The sequence below is a fragment of the Curtobacterium sp. VKM Ac-1395 genome (assembly GCF_015350975.1).
Classification (GTDB): domain Bacteria; phylum Actinomycetota; class Actinomycetes; order Actinomycetales; family Microbacteriaceae; genus Curtobacterium.
In genome coordinates, this window is sequence record NZ_JADKRX010000001.1 from 594,001 (window position 1) to 618,976 (window position 24,976).

General features: G+C 69.7%; 21 protein-coding genes. 18 read left to right on the plus strand and 3 right to left on the minus strand.

Features of this window, described 5'->3' with window-relative positions:
* Positions 1–132: 132 nt before the first annotated feature.
* The 17 genes from ITJ68_RS03055 (at position 133) to ITJ68_RS03135 (ending at position 18,388) form a co-directional block, all read left to right on the plus strand.
* Positions 133–1,122, plus strand: coding sequence for a nucleoside hydrolase (locus ITJ68_RS03055; protein WP_228504653.1), 990 nt, complete (start codon positions 133–135; stop codon positions 1,120–1,122).
* Between the two features lie 6 nt (positions 1,123–1,128).
* Positions 1,129–2,577, plus strand: a complete 1,449-nt coding sequence (locus tag ITJ68_RS03060) for an MFS transporter (RefSeq protein WP_194659849.1) — start codon at positions 1,129–1,131, stop codon at positions 2,575–2,577.
* Positions 2,574–3,434 (plus strand): ribokinase, encoded by an 861-nt coding sequence (locus ITJ68_RS03065; protein WP_194659850.1) that lies wholly within the window; start codon positions 2,574–2,576, stop codon positions 3,432–3,434. Before ITJ68_RS03060 ends, ITJ68_RS03065 begins: the two co-directional genes overlap by 4 nt.
* Positions 3,435–3,496: 62 nt before the next feature.
* Positions 3,497–4,432 (plus strand): Ppx/GppA phosphatase family protein, encoded by a 936-nt coding sequence (locus ITJ68_RS03070; RefSeq protein ID WP_194659851.1) that lies wholly within the window; start codon positions 3,497–3,499, stop codon positions 4,430–4,432.
* Between the two features lie 171 nt (positions 4,433–4,603).
* A complete protein-coding gene (locus ITJ68_RS19695; protein ID WP_194659852.1) occupies positions 4,604–4,780 on the plus strand; it encodes a thiazolylpeptide-type bacteriocin in 177 nt (58 codons plus the stop codon).
* An 83-nt stretch (positions 4,781–4,863) separates the two neighbouring features.
* On the plus strand, positions 4,864–5,769 hold the full coding sequence (locus tag ITJ68_RS03080) for an ABC transporter ATP-binding protein (RefSeq protein ID WP_194659853.1): 906 nt from the start codon (positions 4,864–4,866) through the stop codon (positions 5,767–5,769).
* Positions 5,766–6,605 carry an ABC transporter permease gene (locus ITJ68_RS03085; protein WP_323743201.1) on the plus strand — a complete coding sequence of 280 codons (840 nt, stop codon included), beginning with the start codon at positions 5,766–5,768 and terminating at the stop codon, positions 6,603–6,605. Before ITJ68_RS03080 ends, ITJ68_RS03085 begins: the two co-directional genes overlap by 4 nt.
* A 102-nt stretch (positions 6,606–6,707) precedes the next feature.
* Positions 6,708–9,122 (plus strand): lantibiotic dehydratase, encoded by a 2,415-nt coding sequence (locus ITJ68_RS03090; protein ID WP_194659855.1) that lies wholly within the window; start codon positions 6,708–6,710, stop codon positions 9,120–9,122.
* Complete coding sequence (locus ITJ68_RS03095; RefSeq protein ID WP_194659856.1) at positions 9,119–10,249, plus strand: lantibiotic dehydratase C-terminal domain-containing protein; 1,131 nt, start codon at positions 9,119–9,121, stop codon at positions 10,247–10,249. The genes ITJ68_RS03090 and ITJ68_RS03095 overlap by 4 nt, the downstream gene beginning before the upstream one ends.
* 4 nt (positions 10,250–10,253) lie before the next feature.
* Positions 10,254–11,840, plus strand: coding sequence for a hypothetical protein (locus ITJ68_RS03100; protein WP_194659857.1), 1,587 nt, complete (start codon positions 10,254–10,256; stop codon positions 11,838–11,840).
* Entirely contained in the window at positions 11,837–13,546 is a 1,710-nt protein-coding gene (locus ITJ68_RS03105; protein ID WP_194659858.1) for a YcaO-like family protein, read from the plus strand. Before ITJ68_RS03100 ends, ITJ68_RS03105 begins: the two co-directional genes overlap by 4 nt.
* Entirely contained in the window at positions 13,543–14,781 is a 1,239-nt protein-coding gene (locus ITJ68_RS03110; RefSeq protein WP_194659859.1) for a hypothetical protein, read from the plus strand. Before ITJ68_RS03105 ends, ITJ68_RS03110 begins: the two co-directional genes overlap by 4 nt.
* On the plus strand, positions 14,778–16,487 hold the full coding sequence (locus ITJ68_RS19465; RefSeq protein ID WP_194659860.1) for a lantibiotic dehydratase C-terminal domain-containing protein: 1,710 nt from the start codon (positions 14,778–14,780) through the stop codon (positions 16,485–16,487). Before ITJ68_RS03110 ends, ITJ68_RS19465 begins: the two co-directional genes overlap by 4 nt.
* Entirely contained in the window at positions 16,480–16,659 is a 180-nt protein-coding gene (locus ITJ68_RS03120) for a hypothetical protein (protein ID WP_194659861.1), read from the plus strand. The genes ITJ68_RS19465 and ITJ68_RS03120 overlap by 8 nt, the downstream gene beginning before the upstream one ends.
* The gene (locus ITJ68_RS03125) at positions 16,656–17,897 is read left to right on the plus strand and encodes a M20/M25/M40 family metallo-hydrolase (protein ID WP_194659862.1); all 1,242 of its coding nucleotides are present in this window, start codon (positions 16,656–16,658) and stop codon (positions 17,895–17,897) included. Before ITJ68_RS03120 ends, ITJ68_RS03125 begins: the two co-directional genes overlap by 4 nt.
* On the plus strand, positions 17,890–18,018 hold the full coding sequence (locus tag ITJ68_RS19700) for a thiazolylpeptide-type bacteriocin (protein WP_416354630.1): 129 nt from the start codon (positions 17,890–17,892) through the stop codon (positions 18,016–18,018). Before ITJ68_RS03125 ends, ITJ68_RS19700 begins: the two co-directional genes overlap by 8 nt.
* A 112-nt stretch (positions 18,019–18,130) precedes the next feature.
* Positions 18,131–18,388: a hypothetical protein gene (locus tag ITJ68_RS03135; protein ID WP_194659863.1), complete on the plus strand. Its 258-nt coding sequence runs from the start codon at positions 18,131–18,133 to the stop codon at positions 18,386–18,388.
* A gap of 10 nt (positions 18,389–18,398) precedes the next feature.
* Here ITJ68_RS03135 and ITJ68_RS03140 read toward each other — a convergent pair whose 3' ends face one another.
* The gene (locus ITJ68_RS03140) at positions 18,399–19,040 is read right to left on the minus strand and encodes an antibiotic biosynthesis monooxygenase (RefSeq protein WP_194659864.1); all 642 of its coding nucleotides are present in this window, start codon (positions 19,038–19,040) and stop codon (positions 18,399–18,401) included.
* Positions 19,041–19,165: 125 nt separating this feature from the next.
* The gene (locus tag ITJ68_RS03145; RefSeq protein WP_194659865.1) at positions 19,166–23,119 is read right to left on the minus strand and encodes a glycoside hydrolase family 3 C-terminal domain-containing protein; all 3,954 of its coding nucleotides are present in this window, start codon (positions 23,117–23,119) and stop codon (positions 19,166–19,168) included.
* Positions 23,120–23,430: 311 nt separating this feature from the next.
* Between ITJ68_RS03145 and ITJ68_RS03150 the strand changes: the two genes are divergently transcribed.
* On the plus strand, positions 23,431–23,934 hold the full coding sequence (locus ITJ68_RS03150) for a DUF6328 family protein (RefSeq protein ID WP_194659866.1): 504 nt from the start codon (positions 23,431–23,433) through the stop codon (positions 23,932–23,934).
* Here ITJ68_RS03150 and ITJ68_RS03155 read toward each other — a convergent pair.
* Positions 23,931–24,968: a Ku protein gene (locus ITJ68_RS03155; protein ID WP_194659867.1), complete on the minus strand. Its 1,038-nt coding sequence runs from the start codon at positions 24,966–24,968 to the stop codon at positions 23,931–23,933. The genes ITJ68_RS03150 and ITJ68_RS03155 overlap by 4 nt on opposite strands.
* Positions 24,969–24,976 lie beyond the last annotated feature (8 nt).

Consider the following 24,976-nt stretch of genomic DNA (forward strand, 5'->3'; position numbering starts at 1 on the left):
GGCCCGCCCGGACCGCACCCGGGCCGAACGCCCGTATCCCCGACGAAGTGGAGCACCACCGTGACCGACGCCCCCCGCCAGCCCGAGAAGATCATCCTCGACTGCGACCCCGGTCACGACGACGCCGTCGCGATGCTGCTCGCCCACGGCAACCCCGACATCGAGCTCCTCGCCGTCACCACCGTCGTCGGCAACCAGACGCTGCCGAAGGTGACGCGGAACGCCCTGGCCGTGGCCCGCATCGCGGGGATCACCGGCGTGCCGTTCGCCGCGGGTGCCGCGCGTCCGATCCTCCGCCCGATCGAGGTCGCCCCGGCGATCCACGGCGAGAGCGGCCTCGACGGACCGGTCCTGCCCGAGCCGTCGTTCGAGCTCGACGACCGGCACGCGGTGGACCTGATCATCGACACCGTGATGGCGCACCAGCCCGGCACCGTGACCCTCGTGCCGACCGGCGGCCTGACGAACATCGCGCTCGCGGCCCGCAAGGAGCCCCGCATCGTCGACCGCGTGAAGCAGGTCGTCCTGATGGGCGGCGGCGTGCACGTGGGCAACTGGAGCCCGGTCGCCGAGTTCAACATCGTCATCGACCCCGAGGCCGCGTCGATCGTCTTCGACGCCGGCTGGGACGTCGTCATGGTCGGGCTCGACCTGACGCACCAGGCCCTCGCCACCCCCGAGGTCGCCGCGCGGATCGCCGCCGTCGGCACCGGCCCCGCCGCCTTCGTCGGCGAGCTCCTCGACTTCTTCGGCCAGACCTACCGCGACGCGCAGGGCTTCGACGCCCCGCCCGTCCACGACCCCTGCGCCGTCGCGTACGTGATCGACCCGACGATCGTCCGCGCGGTGAAGGTCCCGATCCGCATCGAGACCCAGGGCGCGCTGACCCTCGGCATGACCGTCGCCGACTTCCGCGCGCCCGCGCCGGAGGACTGCCGCACGAGCGCCGCGCTCGAGCTCGACCACGGCCGGTTCTGGGACCTCGTCGTGGACGCCCTCGAGCGCATCGGCGAGACGCCCGACACCGGCTGGACGCCCCGCGCCGCCGCCGACGCCGTCGAGGCCGGCCTGACCACGCAGCCGAGCACGACCCGACCCACCATCACGACCACGGAGATCTGACCCACCATGAGCACCCCCTCGACGACGAAGTCGAACACGTCGAAGAAGTCCATCGGCGCGCTGACCGCGGCACTCCTCGCCGCCTGCATCGCATTCCAGCTCAACGCCAGCATGCTCAGCCCCGCGCTGGTCACGATGGCTCGCGAGCTCAACACGGACGACGCGACGATCGGGCTCTCGCAGACCCTGTACTTCACGCTCGCCGCGCTGTTCTCCCTGTTCCTGCCCCGCCTGTCGGACATCGTCGGGCGGAAGCGCGTGCTCGTCGGCATGCTCGCGGTGATGCTCGTCGGCAGCGTGGTCGCGGCCCTCGCGGTGAACGTGCCGATGCTCTTCGCCGGCCGCATCATCCAGGGCGTCACGGGCCCGGTCGTGCCGATCTGCCTGCTCGTCCTGCGCAACGAGATCACCGACCCGAAGCGCTACGGCGCCGCCCTCGGCCTGCTCACCGCGGTGAACGGCGGCATCGCCGGGATCGACGCCCTGGCCAGCGGCTGTATCGCGACGAACTTCGGCTTCCGGGGCATCTTCTGGGTGATCGCGGTCGTCACGGTCGTCGCCCTGACGCTCGTCACCGTCTGGGGTGTCGAGTCGCGCCCGTCCGCGGGCACCCGGATGGACTGGGTCGGCGTCGTCCCGCTGGTCATCTCGGTGGGTGCGCTGCTGACGGCGTTCAACGAGGCCGGCAAGCTCGGCGCCGCGAACCCGGTGCTCGTGGTCGGCGGGATCGTCGTCGCCCTCGCGGCCTTCGCCGTGTTCTGGGCGGTCGAGTCCCGCGTCCGCGAGCCCCTCGTCGAGACCCGGTTCCTCAAGCGCCGGGGCACGTGGGCACTCCTCGCCACGACGTTCCTCACGGTGACCGGTGTCTTCGCGGTCGTGAACGGCCTGGTCACGTCGCTCGCCCAGAACGGCGACGCCGGCTTCGGAATGGAGGCCGACCTCGCCTCCCTGGTGTTCCTCACGCCGTACGCGTTGGTCGGCTGGATCGTCGGACCGTTCGCGGGTCGGCTCGCCCCGACGCTCGGCTACCGCGCGGTGCTGCGGGTGGGGCTCGTCGGCAGCATCGTCGCCACCGTCCTGATGGCCCTCGTCGGCGTGCACTCGCTGCCGGTCCTCATCGCCACCACCGTGCTCATCGGCATCACGTACGCCGGCATCGCCAACATCATCCTGAACGGCCTGGGCATCGTGCTCTCCCCGGAGTCGAACCCCGGGTTCCTGCCTGGTCTGAACGCCGGCGCGTTCAACCTCGGTGCGGGCGTCAGCTTCGCCGTGCTGCCGGCGCTGCAGATCGCGCTCGGGGTCGGCGGGTCCTCGGGCACGGCCGGCTACTCCGGTGGGATGCTGCTCGGAGCCGTCATCACGACCGCCGCCCTGGCGATCTCGTTCCTCATCCCCCGACCGGAGGATGCCGAGACCCCCGCCATCGTCCAGCAGAAGGAGAGCGTCCGATGACCGAGACCATCGTGATCGTCGGGTCGTTGAACGCGGACCTGGTCGTCCGGACGGACCGCTTCCCGAAGCCCGGCGAGACCCTGCACGGATCCGACCTCGCGATCCTGCCGGGGGGCAAGTCCGCCAACCAGGCCGTCGCCGCCGGGAGGCTCGGGGGCACGGTGCGCATGATCGGTGCGGTCGGCGACGACGGGAACGGTGCGCTGCTCCGCGACTCCGTCGCGGCCGCCGGCGCGGACACGACGCACGTCGCCGTCCGGCAGGGGACGGCGACCGGCACCGCCGTCATCACCGTCGACGCCCACGGCGAGAACACCATCGTGATCTCCGGCGGCGCGAACGCCACCCTGACGCCGGACGACCTGCCCGCCGAGGCCTTCCGGGACGCCGCCGTCCTCGGCCTGTGCCTCGAGGTGTCGATCGACGTGGTGCTCGCCGCCGCCCGTGCCGCACACGAGGCCGGTGTCACGGTCCTGACGAACCTGTCCCCGTTCGGCGACGTCCCGCGCGAGCTGCTCGACCTGACCGACGTGCTCCTCGTCAACGAGCACGAGGCCGCCGCACTCGGTGACCACGGCGTCGCCCGGTCGATCGTGACCCGAGGTGGCGACGGCTCGGTCGTCCACGACGGCGACGCCGCGCCCGTCGAGGTGTCCGCGGTGCCCGTCGAGGCCGTCGACACCACGGGGTGCGGCGACGCGTTCATGGGGGCCGTGGCGCTCCGACTCGCTGCGGGCGACACGCTCCTCGAGGCCGCACGGTTCGCCGCCGGTGTCGGGGCGTACGCCGCGACCGGGGCGGGGGCGCAGGCGTCCTATCCGACCACGACGCAGCTCGAGGCGTTCCTGCGGGCGTAGGACGAGCCTCCAGGAGGTCCCTGCGGTCTCAACGACCTCGCTGCGGCCGCTAGCGTTGCGGCATGCGCGTGGGAGTCCTCGACATCGGGTCCAACACCGGTCACCTGCTGGTGGTCGACGCCCACGGCGGCGCCGCGCCGCTGCCGGCGTCCTCCTTCAAGCAGGCGCTCCGACTCGCCGAGCACCTCGACGAGCGGGGCGCGGTGACGCAGGCCGGCATCGACGCCCTCACCGGGTTCGTCGCGGAGTCGGTCCGGGTCGCGGAGGACCGCGGCTGCGAGGACATGCTCGGGTTCGCCACCTCGGCCGTGCGTGACGCGGTGAACTCCGAGGCGGTCCTGGCGCACGTGCAGGACCGGACCGGGGTCGAGCTCGCCGTGCTCTCCGGGTCGGACGAGGCCCGGCTGACGTTCCTGGCCGTGCGGCGCTGGTTCGGCTGGTCCGCCGGACGGCTGGCCGTGTTCGACATCGGCGGTGGGTCGCTCGAGATCGCCGGCGGGGCGGACGAGGCGCCGGACGTCGCGTGGTCGATGCCGATCGGCGCCGCGCGGCTGGCGCGGTCGTTCTTCGCCGACGGGACGCCGACCGAGGACGACGTCCGCCGCCTCCGGCACGACATCCGCGTCGAGATCGCCCGGGATGCGGGCAAACTCCTCCGATCGGGGGTACCGGACCGGGCCGTGGCGACCTCCAAGACGTTCCGGTCGATCGCCCGCATCTGCGGGGCGGCGCCGTCGGCCGCCGGGCCGCTCGTCGCACGCTCGCTGGACGGCGACGTCCTGCGGGCGACGCTGCCGTCGCTGCTGCAGATGTCCGTCACCGAGCTCGCGGCGCTGCCCGGGGTCTCGGCGAGCCGTGCACACCAGGTCGTGCCGGGAGCGCTCGTCGCCGAGGCGTGCCTGGACATCTTCGACCTGCCCGCGCTGGAGATCTGCCCGTGGGCGCTCCGCGAGGGCGTCATCCTCGAGCGGCTCGACCAGCTGTCGGTGTTGGTCTGACGCGGCTCGGCCGCGTACCCGGACGCTTTCACCGCTCCGGAGTCGCCTCGTCCTGACGAGGGGCTGACGCAATTCGCTGGTCCCTCGGCTCCGGTTGACGTGAAGTACGAACGGTAATATGTTTGCGGTCAAGAACTGGAGTGACCGGTTCCGTGGCTGAGGGAAATCATCATGACGCAAACGTCAATCATCGAACTGCCGGATCTCGACTTCAGCGGTCTTGAGGTCTTGTCCGTCCGCGAAGCGGTCGCCGTACCCGAGACCGGGGCGACGAGTGGGAGCAGTAGCTGCACGTCGACATCCTGCTGTGGGAGCAGCTCGTGCTGCTCATCGGGGTCCTGCGGCTGATCCGGCATGCGGGGCTGTCATCTACGTGACGGCCCCGCATCGATCAGATCACCGACGATCCAGCAACCAGACGGGACCGATCAATGGCCGCCATCACAGCCGATGGGCTGACCAAGAGCTACCGTGGGGTCGAGGTGCTCAGGGCACTCGACGTCGTCGTGGAAGACGGCAGCGTCGCCGCTTTCCTCGGACCGAACGGCGCAGGCAAGACCACGCTTGTCGAGATCCTCGAAGGGCACCGGGGGCGCGACTCCGGATCGCTGTCAGTCTTCGGGTACGACCCCGGACACGTCGTGGACTTCCGACGGCTCAGGACGGTCATCGGCGTCGTCATGCAGCAGACGCTCCTCGAGCCCGCGCTGACGCCGCGCGACCTGCTCCTCCGGCAGGCCAGCTACTACTCGGACCCCGTGCCGCTCGCAGAATCAGTGAGCCGGTTCGGCCTCGATGAGTTTGCGCGGAAGCCGGTCCGGTCTCTGTCTGGCGGGATGCGTCGTCGTCTCGACCTTGCGTTGGCGTTCGTCGGTCGCCCGCGGATCCTGTTCCTCGACGAACCGTCGACCGGCCTCGACCCGATCTCACGACACTCGATCCGCGAACTCGTTGCCGACGCGAACCGGGCCGGGGTGACCGTGGTGCTCACGTCCCACGACCTCGACGAGGTCCAGCAGCTGGCCGACGCCGTCCACATCCTCCGTGACGGCCGCTTCGCCGCGAGCGGCAGCCCGCGGGACATCGTGAAGCGGTCAGCCGCTCCTGGACGGGTCGAGTTCGATCTCCCCGCAGGCGAACGCGAGCTGCTCCCAGCCGGAGCCGTCCGAGTCGGCAAGCGTCTCCGGTACTCCACTCCGTCCCACAGCGAACTCCTCGAACAGCTGCGATCGTGGGAGGCCTCGACGGGACACAACCTCGGTGAGCTGACCATCGCCGCACCCACCCTCGACGATGCGTACGTCAAGCTCGTCGGTGAACCGGAGGTCTCCGCGTGACGATCGCATCAACCGCTGGACGGCGACACGACTTTGCCAAGAGTTTCCTCTTGCACACGCGATCAGAATTCGTCGACTTCTGGATGTCGGTCATTTCTCTCGCGTTCATCGTGCTCATGCCCGTCATGTTCTACGTCGTGTTCGGAGTCGCATTCCTGAGCGCTGCGGACAGCATCCGTTCCGTGAACGGTGCGGAGATCCGACAGGCCGATCTCAGTTACGCGGGCGTGCTCACGTTCGCGTCGATGTCGGTGACCTTCGCGAACGTCGCGATCGGCTTGGCGATCCGCCGCGAACACGGACTGTTCCGTCGGTTCCGGACGACACCGGTACCGCCGTGGGTCGTCATGGGTGCGTTCCTCGTGAACATCTTCGTCACCCTGGTCATCGTGCTCGCGGTGGTCTCCGCAATCGGGTTCCTCGGTCTTCGAGTCACTATGGACCCCGACCGCGTCGTGCCGCTCCTCGTGACGGCAGTGCTCGGCTTCATCGCCCTGTCGCCCATCGGTGTGGCGCTCTCGCTGCTCCCGCCGAACGCCGACGCGGCAGTCCCGATCGTCAACGGGATCTTCTTCCCGCTCGCGTTCCTGTCGGGCGCGTTCATCACGGTGCCGCTCGGTGCCTTCGTCGACGCCATCGTCCCCTACCTCCCCGGCGCACCACTCTTCCAGCTCTTCGCTGCGGTCTTCTCGGAGGGCGCGTTCGTCTGGGACGGTCGACAAGTGCTGATCCTGCTCGGCTGGGCCGTCATCGGGATCGTCCTGTCCGGGGCTTTTTTCCGGTGGGCATCCGAGCGCGAGCCTCGGGGCTTCACCCGCAGGAAGTCAGCCGAGTAAGCCATGTTCACAGGGAGACAGGCGGTGCGGGTCGATCTCACACCGCGATGGATGGTGCGCGAGAACACCTACCGGTACCGAGTGCTCCGGCACGAGGGGGGCGTGGAACTCGACCGTCGTCTGGCTGAGATCCACGAACGATCCGCTCAGCGCGAGGCACTGCGCGAAGCGACGATCCGCGAACTCGAACGACTCATCCCGCTGCTGGACGGGGTGAGTAGACGGCAGGCACTCGCGGCGAAGCGTGCGGTCCACAATGCTGCGACGACGATCCCGCCGATGGGGCCGGAGCTGTTCGACGCGGCTCCGCTGACGTCCGCGTGGTCGCGGAACACGCAGCGCATGGCAGAGGCGGGGGGCGCCGTCGACGAGCTCGAGGAGCGCGACCTGGCGTCCGAACGCGCGGTTCTCTCGGCCTGGGCCCAGGACGAGCGCGTCCAGCAGAGCGTTGCGATGACCAGCACCGTGCTCCTACACGCCCTGCGTGGCAGCGCTCGTGGGGGCAGCCCGGACAAGCGGGGGCGCAAGTCCGAACCGGCATTGGTGCAGTACTTCTCACGATCGACGCTGCGCGTGAGTCCCTTCTCGCGCTACACAGCGGTCGACGTCCGTGTGCTCGGAGACCTGCCCTCCGACGACGACCATGGAATCCGGAGTGCCGTGGCGGTGAAGCGACTGCTCACACGGCACGCGGTACGGAGAGCGACATCCGACCCGGTCAACATCGATCACGTCGTCTGGACCACACCCCCCGGTGCGGAACTGGAGGGTGGCACCTTGACGTTTCGCCGTCGCAGCTGGGTCGCACTTGCTCCGGGTGCTCGCCTCGACGCGTTCCGGGAGGTCGACGTCTCGTGGCCCGTGCCGGAGGCCTGGCGGTCGACCGTCGCTGTGCTCCTGGCGACCCCGCCGGGGTCCCTGCGTGACCTCGCTGCGCGGACCAGCAGTGATGCCCCGCATCACTTCGAGACCGTGCACGCAGGCCTCGCGCAGCTCGCCTCCAGAGGGCTCCTCTACCCTGTCGATCCGGTCTCGGAACAGGACCCGGACTTCGAGGGCTCCTTGCTCGATGCGCTTCGCGCATGGCCGGGCGTCGGCGCGCAGGACCTAGTGGCTGCCCTGCGGTTGACGCACCAGCTGACCATGGGGTTCGGCAAGCTCGGGGGTGCGGAACGAACAGCGCGCCTCGAGATCCTGGAACGCGCCTGGTCCACCGCGGTCGGCGCCGCTGTCACGGCGCCGATCGTCGAGGACTCTTACGTCACGACTTCCGCGTCCGTCCCGTCCCCGGACGGATGGCGCGATCCCATCCGCGGCCTCTCACCGTTGCTCACCGCACTCGACGATCAGCGCCTGTTGTCGACGGCGCTCGAGGCCACGTTCGTAGCCGAGTACGGAGAGGGCGGCGTCTGCACCGACATCAGGCGCTTCGCCGCGAAGACCGCCGGCGCGTTCCCGCTCGCGCAACAGCTCCTGGCTGGTGACACCGACGGCGCGCCCTCGACAGCTGTCCTTGGGCTGCTCAACGCGAGAGCGATGGCGGCTCGGCACCTGAACGAGCTGTCGCGAGTCGATGCGGTAGAGGTCTCCGTCGATCAGGCGGTTCTCGACACGCTGACGAGCACCCTCCCGGACGCCGAGATCGCCCGACGCCGCACCGTGGCCGTATTCGGGCAGGTCGCCGGGAACCGCTTCGTCGTCAACCACCTCTATGGCGGACGACTGCGGTACTTCAGCCGGTACCTGCGCCAGCTCGACCCCGAGCACACGGAGGCGCTCCGGAGTCACCTCCGCTCCCAGACCGGCGGAGCGCTCAGCTTGCAGCTGCGCCCCACCCTCGGGTTCAACGCCAACCTCTCACCGTTGCTCACGGAGGCCGAACTCGTCCTCGACGACGACGTCCCCCACGGCACCGACACCCGACGGATCGAAGACCTCGCCATCGTGCACGGACCCACGGGCCTCGCGGTCGTCGAACGGGCTACGGGCCGCGCGGTCGAGATGGTCTACACCGGGTTCCTGGTGCCGCACGCGCTTCCGGCGACCGAGATGCTGCTCGCGATGCTCGCCGAGGCGCCCTTCTACGGGTTCGGGGACGTCAGCATGGACCTGCACCGCCGCGGACCGGCCGCTCGAGCTCCTCGGATCGTGCACGAGGGCTTGGTCCTGTTCCGTCGCCGGTGGGCAATCGAACCGAGGACGCTGCTCAAGCGAGTTGACGAGTCATCCGCGCAGCACTTCCGACGTCTCGACACCGACCGGCGAGCTGCGCAGATGCCGTCACAGGTGTTCTTCCGTGCCCTGCGTGGCGGATACGCCACACCGATGGAGCGAGTCATGAGCCCTAAGCCGCAGCACCACGACTTCCTCAGCAGGCTCCACACTTCGACGATCCGCCGCCGCCTGGGGGACCTCGGGCCGATGGTGATGGCGGAGGAACTCCTCCCCGAGCCGACAGTGGGCACTGCCGCATCTGAGACCTTCTTCGAAGCCACGATCACCGGGGACCGACCATGACGACCACCACCATCCGGGTCGACCACCGTGCCGAACCCTCACAATTGATCAGCGATGGGATCCTCGCCTTCCTGCCGCAGCTCCGCGACGTCGAGGTCTGGTTGCAGGTGCACTGGCTCTTCGGTCCGCACATCCTCGTCAACATCAGCGGCGGCCAGTCAGCGGTGGACGAAGCGCGGGCCCGCTTGGTCGCGCACGTGTCGGCGTGGTTGGCCGAGACGCCGTCCAGCGTGGACTTCGATGAGGCGGCATACGTCGAACGCTCCCGGGACCTCGGACGCCTCGAGCTTGTTCCGGGGCCGCATGCGCCGCTCCGACCGGATAACCACGTCGAAGTCGTGGACCGGCGGCTCGACACCTTCATCCGTGACGAAGCGTTGTTCGAGGCGAAGGGGAGGGTCCTGGCGCGTGCGATGCGCGACCCGCGCTTCGTGCACATGACGAAGCGGCCCGCCGAACAGAACGCTGACTCGGTCTACACGTCGATGTGCATCCTCGCGACGTCGTACCCGAAGTGGGGTCTCGTCTCCGGGTACCAGGCCTTCCTGTCGCACTGGAAGGAGCAGCTTCACTGGTCGGACCCGTCCGGCCGTGCTGAGTCGGTCTTGCGCGCGTCGTTCCAGCGACAGCAGGAGGACCTCGTGCGACGCCTGCAGCAGGTCTACAGCGGCGTGTCACCGACCGGCGGGGACAGCGCGTTCTGGGCGGAGTGGCAAGCAGCCGCGAGCGAGGAAGCGCATCGACTGGCCGCCCGCGAGCAGGTCCTCCCGTACCCGCTGCCGGAACGGCACGACCGCGCAGTGTCGATTGACGACGACACAGGGCGCCGCTGGTCCGGTTCGGACGAGCGCACCTACAGCGATTTCCACGCGCAGTTCCGACGACTCGACTTCACGAAGCTCGGCAACGGCACGGACTTCGCCGCGTACCGCTACCTGATCAACTGCTTCTTCGACCTCTTGCCGCTCATGGGCGTGACGCCGGCGCAGCGGTACACGCTCGCCTTCTACCTGACGGAGGCGGCGCAGATCGTGGTCGGTGAGACGTGGCAGGGAACGATCGATCGGGCCATCGACAGGCAAGAACGCCTGGCGGATGCGGCGCCGACGTTGCCGTGGAAGGGCTGACGACATGGACGGGCAACTCGGATCGGTGGCCACGACCAGTGTTCGGCTCCGTGCCACGGTGTCGAGCCGTGACATGGAGGGGCGCGGCGTGGCGATCAGCGCCGGCGGATCGGCGGTGGTCATCAACGGCCTGCACGGTGTGACGCTGTGGCATGCCGTCGAACCACACCTGCGGCGCGGTGTCGCTCCCGCTGACTTCGTGGCGACGCTCCCCTCCAGTGCGCGGTCGACGATGCGTTCGCTGATGGACGAGCTCGAGCACCACGGGCTCCTGGTGCGGCACGAGGCCGAGGACGACGCCGCTGCGGCGCACCCGGCGATCGACTTCTTCCAACGCGTCTCACACGCACCGTTGGCCGCCGCACGCCGGGCCGCGTCGACGTCACTCACGATCACCGGCGCGACGGACGACCTCGCGAACGCGCTCGCCGCGCAGCTCGCGCTCTGCGGCTTCGCGGGCGTCGAGTTCGAGGGCACCGACGACCGACTCGGGCGTCTCCCGGTCGTGATCCGCGGGGCGGACGATCATGGCCGGCGCACGCTCGTCCTGATCGGCGCACGCGCAGGATACTGTGCCGTCGGACCGATCGACGGGCTCGTCGACGACACCGCAGGAGCTGACTTCCAACGCTGGGCGGCTGAGGCGCCGTCCTCGATCGGTCCGAACTGGGCGGCGTTGGTCGCCGGTCAGGCAGCACTCGCCGCGCTGCGGGCCATGGACACCACGTCTGGCGCTTCGACGGGGAACACGTACGTCACCTCGACGGCAGAGCTCATTGCCGAAGCTCGGCCGTTCACCGCGTTCGCCGACCGTGTGGAACCCGAGGCGCTCCGTGTCGCCGACCTCGACGTCGCTTCCGGAACGGGTACGTCCGTGCCCGACACGCTGGCGTCCATGGAAGCGTTGTGGGACCCGGTGTTCGGCGTCGTCTCCGGTGCCGTTCCGGCCGAGCTGCCGCAACAGCCCGTGGGTCTCGCCGTCTCCGGGGACGCAAGTGTGATCGGCATCGGTACGTCGACTGCGGAGGCGCGGCTCGACGCCGTCGCCGAGGAGCTCGGGAGCGCGTGGCGTTCCCGTACGCTGCCGAGTGATCCGCTCGGCCACCTTGGTGTCGGGCCGACGACGACCGACGCTGCTGCGACGGCTCTCGTCGCACTGCTCGAAGCGGACTCGGATGCCCAGCGGGGCATCGACACGACGTCCCGTGGCGCCGTGATCACGAGCACCGCCCGCTGGCTCGCATCGGCGGCGGTCTTGATCCTCGGCCGCGAAGTTTCGGTCGAGTCGACCTGGCTCGCCGGAAGGTGGTCGGGGATCGTTCGCGTGGTCGCGGACCTCGGCGACGGTGCTCGGGGCGTTGCGTACGGACTACGCGAGGAGCGTGCCGCCGAAGGGGCGCTGCTCCGAGCCGTCGGGCGGGCGCAGTGCGGTGACACCGCGCGGACGTCGCCGATCGGTGCCCTCTGGTCGGGCAACCGCGAGTTGCTCAGGTGGCCCGGGCTCGAGGGCGCTGTGCGGTTCTCGCGTCTGCACGCCGGCGGCTGGGACGAGCTCGGCGCGCTGGCCGTGACGGCGGAGGCTGTCTCGTGAGCGGGGTAGCGGTGGCCGAGCCCGTCGGCAAACCCGTCCGACGGTTCGCTGACCTGCTGATCATCGGCCCGGACCCCGCACCGGACGAGGCAGGGTGCGGCGAATGCGCCGAACGCTGGGCTCTCGACGTGCGTCCGCAGGCCGTGCCGACATCCGGGGCGCGGTCCGCGGGACTGCTCGAGCAGCTGATTGCTCGTCTGGTTCGCCTGCCGTTGCCGTCCGGCCACGTCATGGTCCTCGACACGTCGAACGGCTCGTCGTCGTTGCACAAGATCACGCCGCACAGCGCGTGCTCCCGGTGCGCGCCCCTCATTCGAGCATCGGCACCGTCGCGGTGGGACCTCCGTTCGCCGCAGCCGCCCCTCGCCGGAAGCGTCCGGACGCGGGCGCTGGACGGACAGCACCTGCGAGACGAACTCGTCGACTGGCGGTTCGGGCCGATCGCGCACGTGTACCGAGACGAGGAATCGCCGTTCCCGCTCGTGACCGCAGAGACCATCGCACCCGGGTTCGCCCACCGCGAGGGCGGCTACGGGCGGGCCAGCAGCTTCGCGAAGAGCGAGGTGCCCGCGTTGCTCGAGGGCGTGGAGCGAGTGCTCGGCGGGCATCGACAGCCGTCTGCTCGAACCGTGCGGGCCTCCTGGGAATCGCTCGGGGACCGGGCGCTGGACCCACGGTCGCTGGCGGAGCACACGCCGGAGACGTACGAGCGGGCGGACTCCCCGTTCCGGCGGTTCGACCCGACCGAGGAGATGGACTGGGTCGAGGGCTGGTGGCTTTCGTACGACCGACCGGTCCTCGTGCCGGCGCAGCTCGTCTACTGGCACGAGAACGCTGGGGCCGATGCGCTGCTGTACGAATCGTCGAACGGCTGTGCCGTCGGTGGTTCGGTCGAGGAAGCAGCCCTGCACGGGTACTTCGAGATCGTGGAACGCGACGCCTTCCTCCTGACCTGGTACGGGCGCTTGCGTCTCCGGGAGATCGACATCAGCGCGGAGTCCGCGTTCGCGGACACCCTGCTCCGCCTCGCACGCGACGGGCTTCGGCTCCGGGTCCTCGACGCGACGAGCGACCTCGGGATCCCGGTGGCGATCGCCATCGTCACGGCACCGGACGAGCTCGTCCGCTCCGGGTGTGCTCCGGCGTTCTCGCTGGCTGCGGGAGCGCATCCGTCGGGCAACCGAGCGATAGCTGCGGCGATCGAGGAGTGCGTGACCAACGCGCTCATGTACCCGAAGTGGGTCACGATGCGCGAGTCCGTCCGTGTGGACCACTACCGACCGATGCTCCACGACCACGAGCTCGTGCACGTTCTCGAGGACCACACCGGCATGCACGGGCTCTCGGAGGCACGCGGACTCTGGGGCTTCCTCGATGATCCGTGTGGTCGGGTGTCACTCGACGAGTTCCTCGCGCGCGGGCGGCCCGCTCCTGAGGACGTCGTTGCCGAGTTGCGGCACCACGTCGACGTGGCAGCCTGCGTCGGCGTGACAGTCCTCGCGGTCGACCAGAGCGCCCCGCACCTCCGAGACATGGGAGTGTTCGCCGTGAAGGTGATGGCTCCGGGGACCATGCCCATGACCTTCGGGCACCTGAACCGTCGTGTCGACAACGTGCCTCGGCTGGCGCGAGCAGCGTCCGTCATCCACGGAGCGGTCCCGGCAGGAACCTGGGGGGAAACTCCGCCCCCTCACCCGTTCCCGTGAACCGGCTGGCATGGGAGAGCGCCGGCCAGGCGCTCTGGGACGCGGGGCCTGGTCGCGACGTGGGGACGGTGCGGACGCTCTTCGAGACCGATCGACACGTCGCCGGCCTGTTGGCCGAGGACGGATTCGACGAAACGCTCGCGGGTGCGGTGCAATGGCTCCAGCGCAGTACCGAGTCGTCGCACGAGCCCGGTGCCGACTGGCGGACATCCGTCCTGGCGGCCGTCTGGGAGGCGCACAGGATCCGGCGCGTCGCGCCGGATGACCGGTACGTCGCCCACCGCGCCTACCCCGCGCCGCGAGGGATCTTCGCCGCGGACGCGGTCCTCGAGGTGGAGGGCCCCATCGGCGCCCGTCAGGTCCGGTTCGGTCCGCTCGGCGCCGGTCAGCCGTCGCCGCCCGGGTGTCCGTGGGTGTCGGCGCACCTCGGGTTCGACGTGTACCCGGCGCGCTACCCCACCCCGTACGGAGGGCTCCGGACGACCCTCGCCGACCTCGAGTCGGGGCACCTCGCAGCGACGGTCGCTCTCTGCGCGCGCCGCGCTGGCATCACCACTGCGCTTCAACGCTGCACCGGCAGCGACGCGCACGCTTCGTTCCGACTCCGTTTCCTCCCCGAGGGACCGTCGGACCCGTTGCTCGACAAGTGTGTCGACACGGCGGCGGCGGGCTCGGCGAGCGACTTGCGAACGTGGCTTGACCGGCGGTCGAGCGGCCGATCGAGTGAGAACCTCGTCACCAGCGGTCCCGTCACGGACGAGCAGGCCGAGGCGGTGCACCGAGCGCTGCAGGCCGGACTCGAGCTCGTGGGCGAGCACGTACCGGACGGTGGGATCCGACTCCTGGCCCACGGCGCCGAACCCGGGGGCCTCGACACCGTGCGGGTCGTCGACCTGGGGGCCTCGGACAGCGGACGCACCCTTCGCAGTCGTCCCCGCATGACGTCGTCCCGCGGGATCACATTCGTGGTCGAACCGCGGCTCCTCGCGGGGCTGCACGGCTCGGAGACGCACCGTGTCGTCCCGTTTCTGCTGGGGTGGATCGCGCAGTGGGGGTGTCTGGCGGCGGCGGGGATCGGCATCGCATCGCGTCCGGCCCGGAACCACGACGAGGTCGAGTGGGCGGATGCACTCGGCGCCGATCCGAACGCGGTGATCGGGTACCAGTTGTGGCTCCGGACAGTGCCGATCGAGGCCCAGGACGTTCCGTGGTCGACGAGAGGGATCAGGCTGTGAACACGGCGTGGCGCACTGCGCACATCTACCTGCACAACTCGACGGCGACCCTGTCGGAGTTCATCGCCGACACCGTCGTCCCGTCGGTTCGCGGAATCGCGCCCACGGACTGGCACTTCGTCCGGTACTGGTGGGGAGGACCCCACCTGCGTGTCAGGATGCGCGGGGTCGGGGCGGCCGCCCACGCAGAATGGGTTTGCGGCATGCGCGCCGCCCTGCCGCCCGCTGAGCTGCACCTCGACGAAGCCTCTTTCAGTACCGAGTTCACGAGCACCTCGCCGGTCGGGTGGCAGGAGCACGGCCAGATCGTGATCGACGTGCCCTACGAAGCCGAACTCGCGCGGTACGGCGGGGCGGCGGCGATGGCGTCGTCGGAGCGAGCGTTCACGCAGGCGAGCCAGATTGCGGGAGCGCTGCTCGGTGCCCGCCCGCGCAGCCCCGAGCTGCGACTGATCGCGAGTGACACGATGACGCTCGCGATGCATGCGCTCGGGCTGGACGGTCATGGCGGTGCCCGCTCAGCGCACCGGTACTTCGGTTCGTGGGACTTCGTGGGGGAACAGCAGACCAGCGGCCCCGAAGCCCGGCGCGCAGCCGAGGCGACCTTCGAGGTCGATCCGGATCGGTGGCTGCAGCGGAAGGACGCCGTCATCCGATCGGCCGGAGACGGGTCCGACACCTGGAGAGCGTCCCTGTTCCAGCTCTTCTCCAGCCTCGTCACCGACCTGGAGGCGCTTCGTGCTCGTGGCGACGAACTGGAGAACAGCGTGGCCGGCGTGCTCTGGAGCCAGGTCCACATGTTCTGCAACCGACTCGGGGTACCCGTCTCCGATGAACGCGTCGCCGCATGGCTCACTGCATCGCAGTGGCGGGGACCGGTTGACCGTCGGTACTTCAACGACGACTCCGCCGCGCCCGACAGGCAATACCTCCGAGCAAGCGGTTACCGCCGGGCACGGATGGGCTCGGACCAGATGCCACGCTTCGACGTCCGCGTCACCGCGCCGGACCTCGTCCGACACCAGGTCACCCCGCTGCCGGAGTCGCAGGGCGGCCCCACGCTCGGAGCGGCCCTCACGCGCAGACGGAGCACCTACGGGTCGTACGGCACGACGCTGGCGGCGTCGGTCCTCGGCGGTCTCCTGCGATCCGCGATCGGCGAGGTGCCGACCGGACCGGCGGTGCCCGTACGACCGCAGACAGCACGGCGGGCGTACCCGAGCCCGAGCGCGGCGTACGCCGTCGACGCGTTCGTGATCGTCCGCGACGTCGAGGGTGTCGAGGCGGGCTGTTACCGGTACGACGCCGCGCGACACGCTCTCGAACGATGGACGGACGTGCCCACCGACGACGAACTCGCGCGGTGGTCGCCCTCGTTCAGCGACACCGCAGGTACACCGCTCGCGGTCGAGCACGAGACCGTCCCGGTGATCTTCGCCTTGGCGCCGAGGCTCGACGACCTGCGTGTGAAGTACGGGCAGCGGGCGCTGCGGCTGACCCTGCTCGAAGCGGGACACATGAGCCAGAACCTCATCCTGGTGTCCACCGCGCTCGACATGCCGAGCGTGCCGTTGTCCGCGTACGACGACGACGCCGTCAACGAGTGCCTACACCTCGATGGTGTCGGATCGTTCACCGCCGCGATCATCCCGATCGGGGCGCCGAGGAAGACCACAGCGATCGGAGGGGACGCCGCCCATGAATGACGACGAGAAGAACCTGCGGTGCGCGAGCACCGAAATCTCGTCGGCGGGCTTCGCCGTGGCGAGTCTGGCGCTCGGGATGATCCTGGGGTGCCCGGGCATCGGCGCCGTGCGGGGAACAGCGGTCGGGTTGTTCGGGCGGCCCCGGGCGCTCACCTCCTGGACCTACTCGTGAAGCTCGTCCCACGCGGATTGGCCGTCGCACGCGAGGCCTTCGCCCGACTGCACGCGTGGCCTGAACCAGCAGGGAACGAGGTGGTGTCGAGCGCCGTCGTCGCTCATCTCTGTCGCGACATCGGAGCGATGGTGACGACCGGGGTCGGCGGCCACGGAGTGGTCGCCCGTATCGGGACCGGGAAGCCAGTCGTCGCCCTGCGTGCGGAACTCGACGCGCTGGCGACGAGCGACGGTGCCGAGCACCTGTGCGGGCACGACATGCACTCGGCAGCGGTCGTCGGAGCTCTCGCCGCACTGCAAGCAGGGGAGGCACCGCGAACGGGTACGGTGCTCGCGATCTTCCAACCGGCCGAGGAAACGGGGACAGGGGCGGCTGCCATGGTGGCTGCCGGGATCGACCAGCTCGTTCCTACGCCGGCGGTGCTGCTGGCGCAGCACTCGTCGCCGCTTCCACACGACGTGGTGGCGTTCAGGCCCGGTCCGATCACATCGTGGGACGAGACGGCGTCCATCGACCTGACTGCTCCCGGAGGGCATCCGGGGCTCATCGGTAGCGAGCGGCACGCGTTGACTGTCGCGTTCAGTCGACTCGTCCATGCCGTTGATCCGCGGATCGGCCAGGTGACCCGGGCGCGGCTCGGCGGGTCTGCGAACAACGCGCTCCCGAACAGTGCCACGGTGACGGTTGACCTCCGTGCGGCGGACGAACCGTCTCTCACCTCTCTTCGGCAGGCGCTCGGACGCCTGCTCGACGATGTCGTCGTCGAAGGTGTCGCGTACTCCACGGCGGCAACGCGGACCTTCGACGGGGCCAACAACGACCCGGATGCCGCTGCCCTGCTGTACCGCGCCTTCGTCGAACACGGACGCAGCGCCGTCCTGATGCCGGGGCCGTCGAGGACCTCAGACGACGTAGGGGTGCTCGCGAACGCGCTCGGAGCCCCGCTCTGCTACTGGTTCTGGGGTGTGTCCGGAAGCTCCCGGATGCCGCCGGAGGACCGAGCGGCGCTGGCGGCGGGTCGGGCGCCGGTCAGCGTGCCCGCCAACCACTCTCCGCTCTTCTCGGCATCTGACCTGTCGCTCGAGAGCGGACTGATGAACCTGCTGATCGCGCTGTCAGCATGGGACTCTCCACGGACCATCCGCGGCGAGACGCAGACCGACGAGCCGGCCCGAACGCGCTCTTCGCCAGTCGAAACCACCGAAGGGAACGACTCTGACCGGATCCGTGCTTGAGCTGCCAGGCCCCGACTTCGGCGAACTCGAGATCTTTTCGGTGCGCGAGGCCATCGCCGCGACGGAGGCTGGCGTGACGAGCGGCAGCAGCTCCTGCTGTTCAGCTGGTTCCTGCGGCTGAGCCGAGAAGAGCGAGGTGGGGAGCACGTCCTCCCTGCCTCGGTCGGAGCCAGCGAGAGGGAAGCCGAATCAGGGTCGTGGCATCGATGTCACCGGACAGCGCGGAAGTGGACATGGAACGACCGATGGAGGAGTACGGAGAAATCATGACGGATTGGACTGGAATGCTCTGGGTACTGGTGCCGGTGACGGCGATCATCTGCGGAGTGGTGTACTCGATGGCTCGACTTCGGTGGGGAACTGATCGAGGACACGGCAACTGGGCAGTTACCGAGCGCACGGCGGCCACGCAGCAAGAGCTGGCAAGTACGCTCGCGGGCATTGAACGACGCCTCGACGGCATCGAGCGGGCGTTGCGGCAGGCTGAGTGAGCTGACCGCGTCACGGCCGGCTGTCGAGTGAGGGTGTCCGCGTGGCGCGATGCGACCGCGGGGGCGCGAGCAGCCACGGGCGGATGAGCTTCGTCACGAACGGCAGCACCCAGAACGTCATGATCGGCGTGAGCACGACCGTCGTGATGAGCACCCGGGGGAACGCGGCGAGCCCGGCGAACGACGGCACCAGCAGTCCGACGACGATCGTGAACGCGAGGTTGACCGGGAAGAACCCGAGCCAGATGCTCACGGCCTGCTTCCACCGCGGGGGAGCGCTCGACGACGGGGCGTCCTCGGGGACGTCGAACCAGCCCTCGATCCCGGTGCGCTTCTCCACGCGGGACTCAACCACGAGATCGCGGCCCAGGTCGAGCCACCGCAGCCGGTCGTCGGAGTTCTCCCACGTCGACAGGGAGTCGTGGTCGGCGAAGCGGTAGAGCATGTGCCACTCGCGGGACTGGGCCCGGGAGCGGACCCACCCGGACCCGAGGAAGCCCGGGTACCGGTTCGCCAGGTTCACCCCGGACTGCACCCAGCGGGTGACCTCGGGGATGCGCTCCGGCTCGACCAGGCGGGTGATGGACACGGTGACAGGTGGGCCGGCGGTCTCGGGTGACGACTGCAGCATCCCAGGCTCTTGTGGAGTCATGGCACCAGTGTCGCGGACCCGTGTTACACGCTCGTGACGGCGGCGTCCCCGACACGGGGCGGGGCACCGACCACCGGGTGGTGGTCGGTGCCCCGCAGGTCATCCGGACGTGTGTCGGTCGGCGCTCACTTCGTCGCCGTGACCGCCACCTTCGTCGCCGAGGTGGTGACACGACCCGAGTCGTTGGTGAAGACGGCCCGGTACTGCCGGCCGTTCACCGCCGTCGTGGCGGTGAAGGTGTAGCTCGCCTTCGTCGCACCGACCTGGGTCACCCAGGAGCGACCGCCGTCCGTGCTCCGCTGCCACTGCACCGTCGGCGTGGGGCTGCCGGAGGCCGCGGCGGACAGCGTGACCTTGGTGCCGGCCTTGACCGACACCTTCGTCACGGGCTGCTTCGTCACGACCGGCTTGGCGGCGGGCGCGGTGACCGTGACCTGGCCGGCGGCGCTCGTGTTGCCCGCCACGTCGGTCGCCCGGAAGCGGACGACCTTCGGGGTGTCGGACACGGTGACCCGACCGGAGTACGTCTTCCAGGTCGTGCCGTCCAAGGAGTACTGGATGGTCGCGACGCCGGAGAGCGCGTCCTCGGCGGTCAGGGTCAGCTGGCCCTTCGTCGCCGTCCCCGCCGTGACGGTCGGGGCGGTGCGGTCAATGCGGACGGTGGTCTCGAGCAGCTTCGAGATCGATCCGTCCGTGCCGACGGCCAGGGCGCGGAGCTGGTGTTCGCCCTCGTCCGAGATCGTCACCGGGTCGGAGGCCGGGAGCAGTTCGCCCTGGTCGACCGACAGGTACAGGCGTGCGTCGTCGTCCGTGGACGTGACGCGGACCGTCACCGGTGCGGCGGACCACCCCGCAGCGTTCGGCTTCGGCGAGACGCCGACTGCGACGGACGGTCCGTCACCGGTCTGCTCGGTGAGCACCGCGCCCTTCGTCACCGACTGGTAGTCGACGAGGTCGGAGAACTGCGCGGTGTAGGGCTGCACCGAGATCCCGGAGACGCCCTTCGCCTCGGCGAGCTGCTGGAAGCCAGCGGTCTGCGACGCGGTGGCGAGGATCCGGCTCGCGCTGCGCTGCAGGTCGCCCAGGCGCAGGTTGTAGCCGGTCGCCGGGTAGTTCCCGGTGACGGTGACCGTGTACGCCACGACCGGTGAGGTGCTGTCCGCCGGGTCCTGGTGCTGCACTCCGGTGACGGAGATCCCGGCTTTCTGCGCGGCACTCAGCGTGGTGCCGGCGAGCAGGCCGGTGACGTCGGCGTAGGCGGCCTGGACGGAGGCGTACGGAGCGTTGGCCGCGTACGTCTCGTTGTTGATGGCGTCACGCGTCGTCGTCCCGGAGAGGGGCGTCTTCGTCAGGTCGGTCGTCGCGTCCACCGTGGTGGCGATCGACTGGGTGCCGGTCGCGGCGGGCGTCAGGCCGCCGAACTGCCAGGCGGTCGACGTCCGGGTCGGGGTGACGGTCCTCGTGTACGCGGGCAGGCCGGACACGTCGATGGTGGGAGCGACCTGCTTGAGGGCGTTGAGGACCTCGTTCGGGTTGCCGCCGGGCTCGATGAGGTCGTTGCCCGCGTACATGACGCCGGTCGCCCCGGTGCGCGGTCCTGCGCCCCAGTCGGTCATCACGGTGCCGGCGAAGCCCCACTCGCCGCGGAGGACGTCCGTGTTGAGGTCGTAGCTCCCAGACGCGTACGTGCCGTTGACCTTGTTGTACGAGGTCATCACGGCCATCGGCTGGGCGCTCTTCACGGCGATCTCGAACCCGCGCAGGTAGATCTCGCGGCTTGCCCGCTCGCTGATGACGTCGTTCGAGGTGGTCCGTGCGGTCTCCTGGTTGTTGCCGTAGAAGTGCTTGATCGTGACGCCGGCGCCGGGGATGCTCTGCACGCCCTTCGTCATGGCCGCCGCGGTCAGGCCGGTGAGCAGCGGGTCCTCGGAGTAGTACTCGAAGTTGCGCCCGTTGAGGGGGTCGCGGTGGATGTTCATGCCCGGTGCGAGCCAGAGCGCGACGCCGTACTCCGACATCTCCTGACCGACGGCGACACCGACCTCCTGCACGAGGTCCGGGTCCCAGGTCTGCGCGAGCAGGGTGCCGATCGGCCACGCGGTGCCGAACTGGTAGGTCGCCGGGGTGGTCGACGTCTTCTGCGTGATGCGCAGTCCGGCTGGGCCGTCGGCGAGCGTCATGCCCGGCAGTCCGCGGTCCTCGTACTTCGCCGTCGTGTAGCCGGCGGCGCCGATCGCGGTCGCGGTGGTGCCGGCGGCGCTGGCACCCTCGACGATGTTCGCGAGCTGCGTGGCGCTGAGGCTCGCCACGAACTGCTGCATCGTGATCCGGCCGGTCTTCACGTCGAACAGGGTCGAGTTCGGCACGACGGCCACGGGCTCCGTCGTCTCACCGGTCTTCGGGGCGTAGGGCTTGCCCGTGCCCTCCCAGTCGGTGGTCGCGGCGTCCACGTACGCGGTCACCGAGGCGATGGTGTCGCCGTCGATCGCTGCGTAGGGCGAGTCGGCTGCGACGGGCACGTCCTGCTCCAGCGCCGAGGCGTGGTCAGGAGCCGTGAAGCCGGTGGTGTCGAGCGGGACGACGGGGGCGTCGGCGAGCTGCTGCGCCTCCTCCGGGTACGACCAGAAGTCCGCCGGGTCGCTGGTGCGCTCGGTGGCCGGTCGCTGGTCGTCGAGCTCGTTGGCGAGCTGTTCCGTGGTGGTGGTGGCGCCGAGCCGGAGCTTCGCGGCCACGCTGGTGTTCCGCGACGAGTCACCGACGCGGATGACGTAGTCACCGGCCTCCATCGTGTTGGCGGCCTTCGTCTCGTCGTAGGACGCCATGTCGGTGGTGGTGTACCGGATCGTCACGGTCTGCGACGCTCCGGGGGGCAGGCTGTCCGTCTTCGCGGAGCCGGCGAGCTGCTGGTACGGCTTGTCGAGACCGGTCTGCGGCGCGGAGAAGTACGTCTGGACGACGTCCTTGCCGGAGGCCTCGGTCCCGACGTTCGTGACGCGGGCCTTGACGGAGACGGTCGACATGTCCGCGGTGACGCCGAGCGGTTCCACCTGGAACTGCGTGTACGAGAGCCCGTACCCGAACGGGTACTCGACGACGCTCGCCGGGTCCGCGGGGTCGAGCGAGCGGTACATCGAGTCGAACCAGCGGTAGCCGACGTAGATGCCCTCGCTGTACTGCTCCTCGGCGCTGTTGCCGTCGTTGTTCGCGAAGGTCGCCGCTGCCGGGTAGTACGAGTACTTCGAGGCCCAGGTGTCAGTGAGCTTGCCGGACGGCGTGACCGTGCCGTTGAGCACCTGGGTGAGCGCCGTGCCGGACTCCTGGCCCGCCTGGCTCATGAGCAGGATCGAGTCGAGCGGCTTGCCGCCGTCCGGGTCGTTGGCCGACTTGTTGATGTCGTCGAAGAACGCCGTGTCGACGATCCCGCCGACGTTGAGCACGACGACGACCTTCCGGTACGTCTGCCCGATGATCTGCAGGTCGTCCTTCTCGGTGTCGGTCAGCTGGTAGTCGCCGGCGCCGGGGGAGCGGTCGCTGCCCTCGCCGGAGTTCCGCGCGACGACGTAGACGGCGGTGTCGGTCGGTGCGGTGGGCTGCACGGTCGTCCGGGTCAGCCGCTGTTCCACCGAGGAGTAGTCGATGGAGGGGCCGAAGCCGCCGGCGTTGGTGGTGCCGTACTTGGCGTCGAAGGCGTTCTTCACGGCGTCGGAGTAGGCGGGGGCGGTGGTGATCTGGTACCCGGCGTTCTGCAGCCCCTGTCGGACCGAGATCGTGTAGCGGTTGTTGACGTTGCCCGAACCGGTGCCGCCCTTCACGGTGGCGTAGGCGCCGACGCCGTAGACGGCGACAGCGCCGTCCTTCGCCATCGGCAGCGCGTCGTCGTTGTTCTCGAGCAGGACCATCCCCTGGCTGGCGGCGCGCTGGCTCAGCGCGGCGTTCGCCTTCTCGAGTGGACCCTGGTTGGGGTTGGTGGTCGCGGCGTTCGCGAACCCGGCCCCGGTGACGACGAGCGCCCCCGTGACGCAGACCGCGAGTGCGGCCCTGACGGCGATCCGCGGGGATCGCCTGTTCTCCACATGCATCGAGTTGTCCTCTCTGACAACGTCGTACGCGTCGACCGTCACCCCCACCACGTCCCTGTGGCGAGGAGGCAGAACCGGTCTCGGCGTGGTTCTGACGGGACAATCCCGGACCGTATTCGGGATTCGCCGAGCCTGTCAAGGCTCGAAGTCGACGATCGGCCTGCTTCCAGGGCCGCCGTGTCCGGACCGCGCGGGGCAGCCCAGCCCGCATGCGCTCTCCGGATGAACCGGCCGTCGTCGGACTGGGCAGCGAGGCCGCAGTGCGCGCCCGCACCGTCGCGGAGGACACTGGTGCCTTGGAGGTTCAGCTCATGGACACGACGAACCACGCGTCCGCCGACACCGAGCGCGGGCGGCACGAGACCCCGACGGAGCGCTGGGACCGCAACTGGATCGACATCCAGCAGGAACTCCGGATCGTGCAGACCGGCACGCAGATCCTGGCCGGCTTCCTGCTGACGCTGCCGTTCCAGCAGCGGTTCACGACCCTGACCGATGCGCAGGAGGCGATCTACCTGGTGCTCGTCGTGCTCGCGGTCGTGGTCACCGTCGTCGCGCTGTCCGCCGTCGCGACGCACCGGCTCGTCTTCCGACAGCGGCAGAAGCACGACCTGGTCCGGGTCGGGAACGCCGTCCTGTTGACGGCGCTGATCGCGAGTGCCCTGCTGTTCGCCGGGACGGTCCTGTTCGTGTTCGACGTGGTGGTCGGCGATGCCGGCGGGCTGATCGGCGGCGCGGCCGTCTTCGTGGGGACCGCGCTGCTCTGGACGTCGCTGCCGCTGTCGCTGCGCAGGACGCGCCGCGACGACGGCTAGCTGGCCTGCTTCTTCGCCGCGGGCTTCTTGGCGGGGGCCTTCTCGGCTGGTGCCTTCTTCGCCGCTGGTTTCTTCGCGGCAGGCTTCTTCGCGGGGGCCTTCTTCGTCTCCGATCCGGACGCCTTCGACCCGGAACCGGAACCGGAACCGGAGCCGGACCCGGAACCGGAACCGGAGCCGGACCCGGACCCGGACCCGGAGCCGGACGACCGCGAGCCGCTCGACGGACGCGACCCCGAGCCTCCCGTCCGCTTCTTGTCCACGGACGCGCGCAGCGCCGCCATCAGGTCGATGACGTCACCACCCTCGTCGTCGTCGGACGCAGCCTGCTCGCCGAACGTCGCGGCGGTGTCGACGTCGTCGCCGGACTCGAGCTTGGCGTCGATGAGCTGCTGGAGTTCGGCCTGGTACTCGTCGGTGTAGCGGTCGGGGTCGAAGTCCGTCGACATGCTCTCGACGAGGGACGACGACATCTTCAGCTCGTTCGCGCTCACCTTCACCGAGGTGTCGAGTGCCGCGAAGTCCGCGGACCGGACCTCGTCGCCCCACAGGAGCCCCTGCAGGAGCAGCACGTCGTCGTGCACGCGGAGCACGCCGAGCCGGGTCTTCTGGCGGAGCGTGAACTGCACGACGGCGAGACGGTCGGTCTCCTCGAGGGTGCGGCGGAGCAGGACGTAGGCCTTCGGGGAGCGGGAGTCGGGTTCGAGGTAGTAGGTCTTCTCGAACATCATCGGGTCGACCTGCTCGACGGGCACGAACTCGAGGACCTCGATCTCGTGCGACTGCTCCTGGGGCAGCTTCTTGAAGTCGTCGGCGGTCAGGACGACGGTCTTCTCGCCGTCGTCGTAGGCGCGCTCGATGTCGGCGTACTCGACCTCGTGCCCGAGCTCGCACACCCGCTTGTACCGGATGCGGGCCTTGTCCTCGTCGTGGACCTGGTGCATGGAGACGTCGTGGGTCTCGGTGGCGGCGTAGACCTTGATCGGCACGTTCACCAGCCCGAACGCGATGGAACCCTTCCAGAGCGACCTCATCACCACAT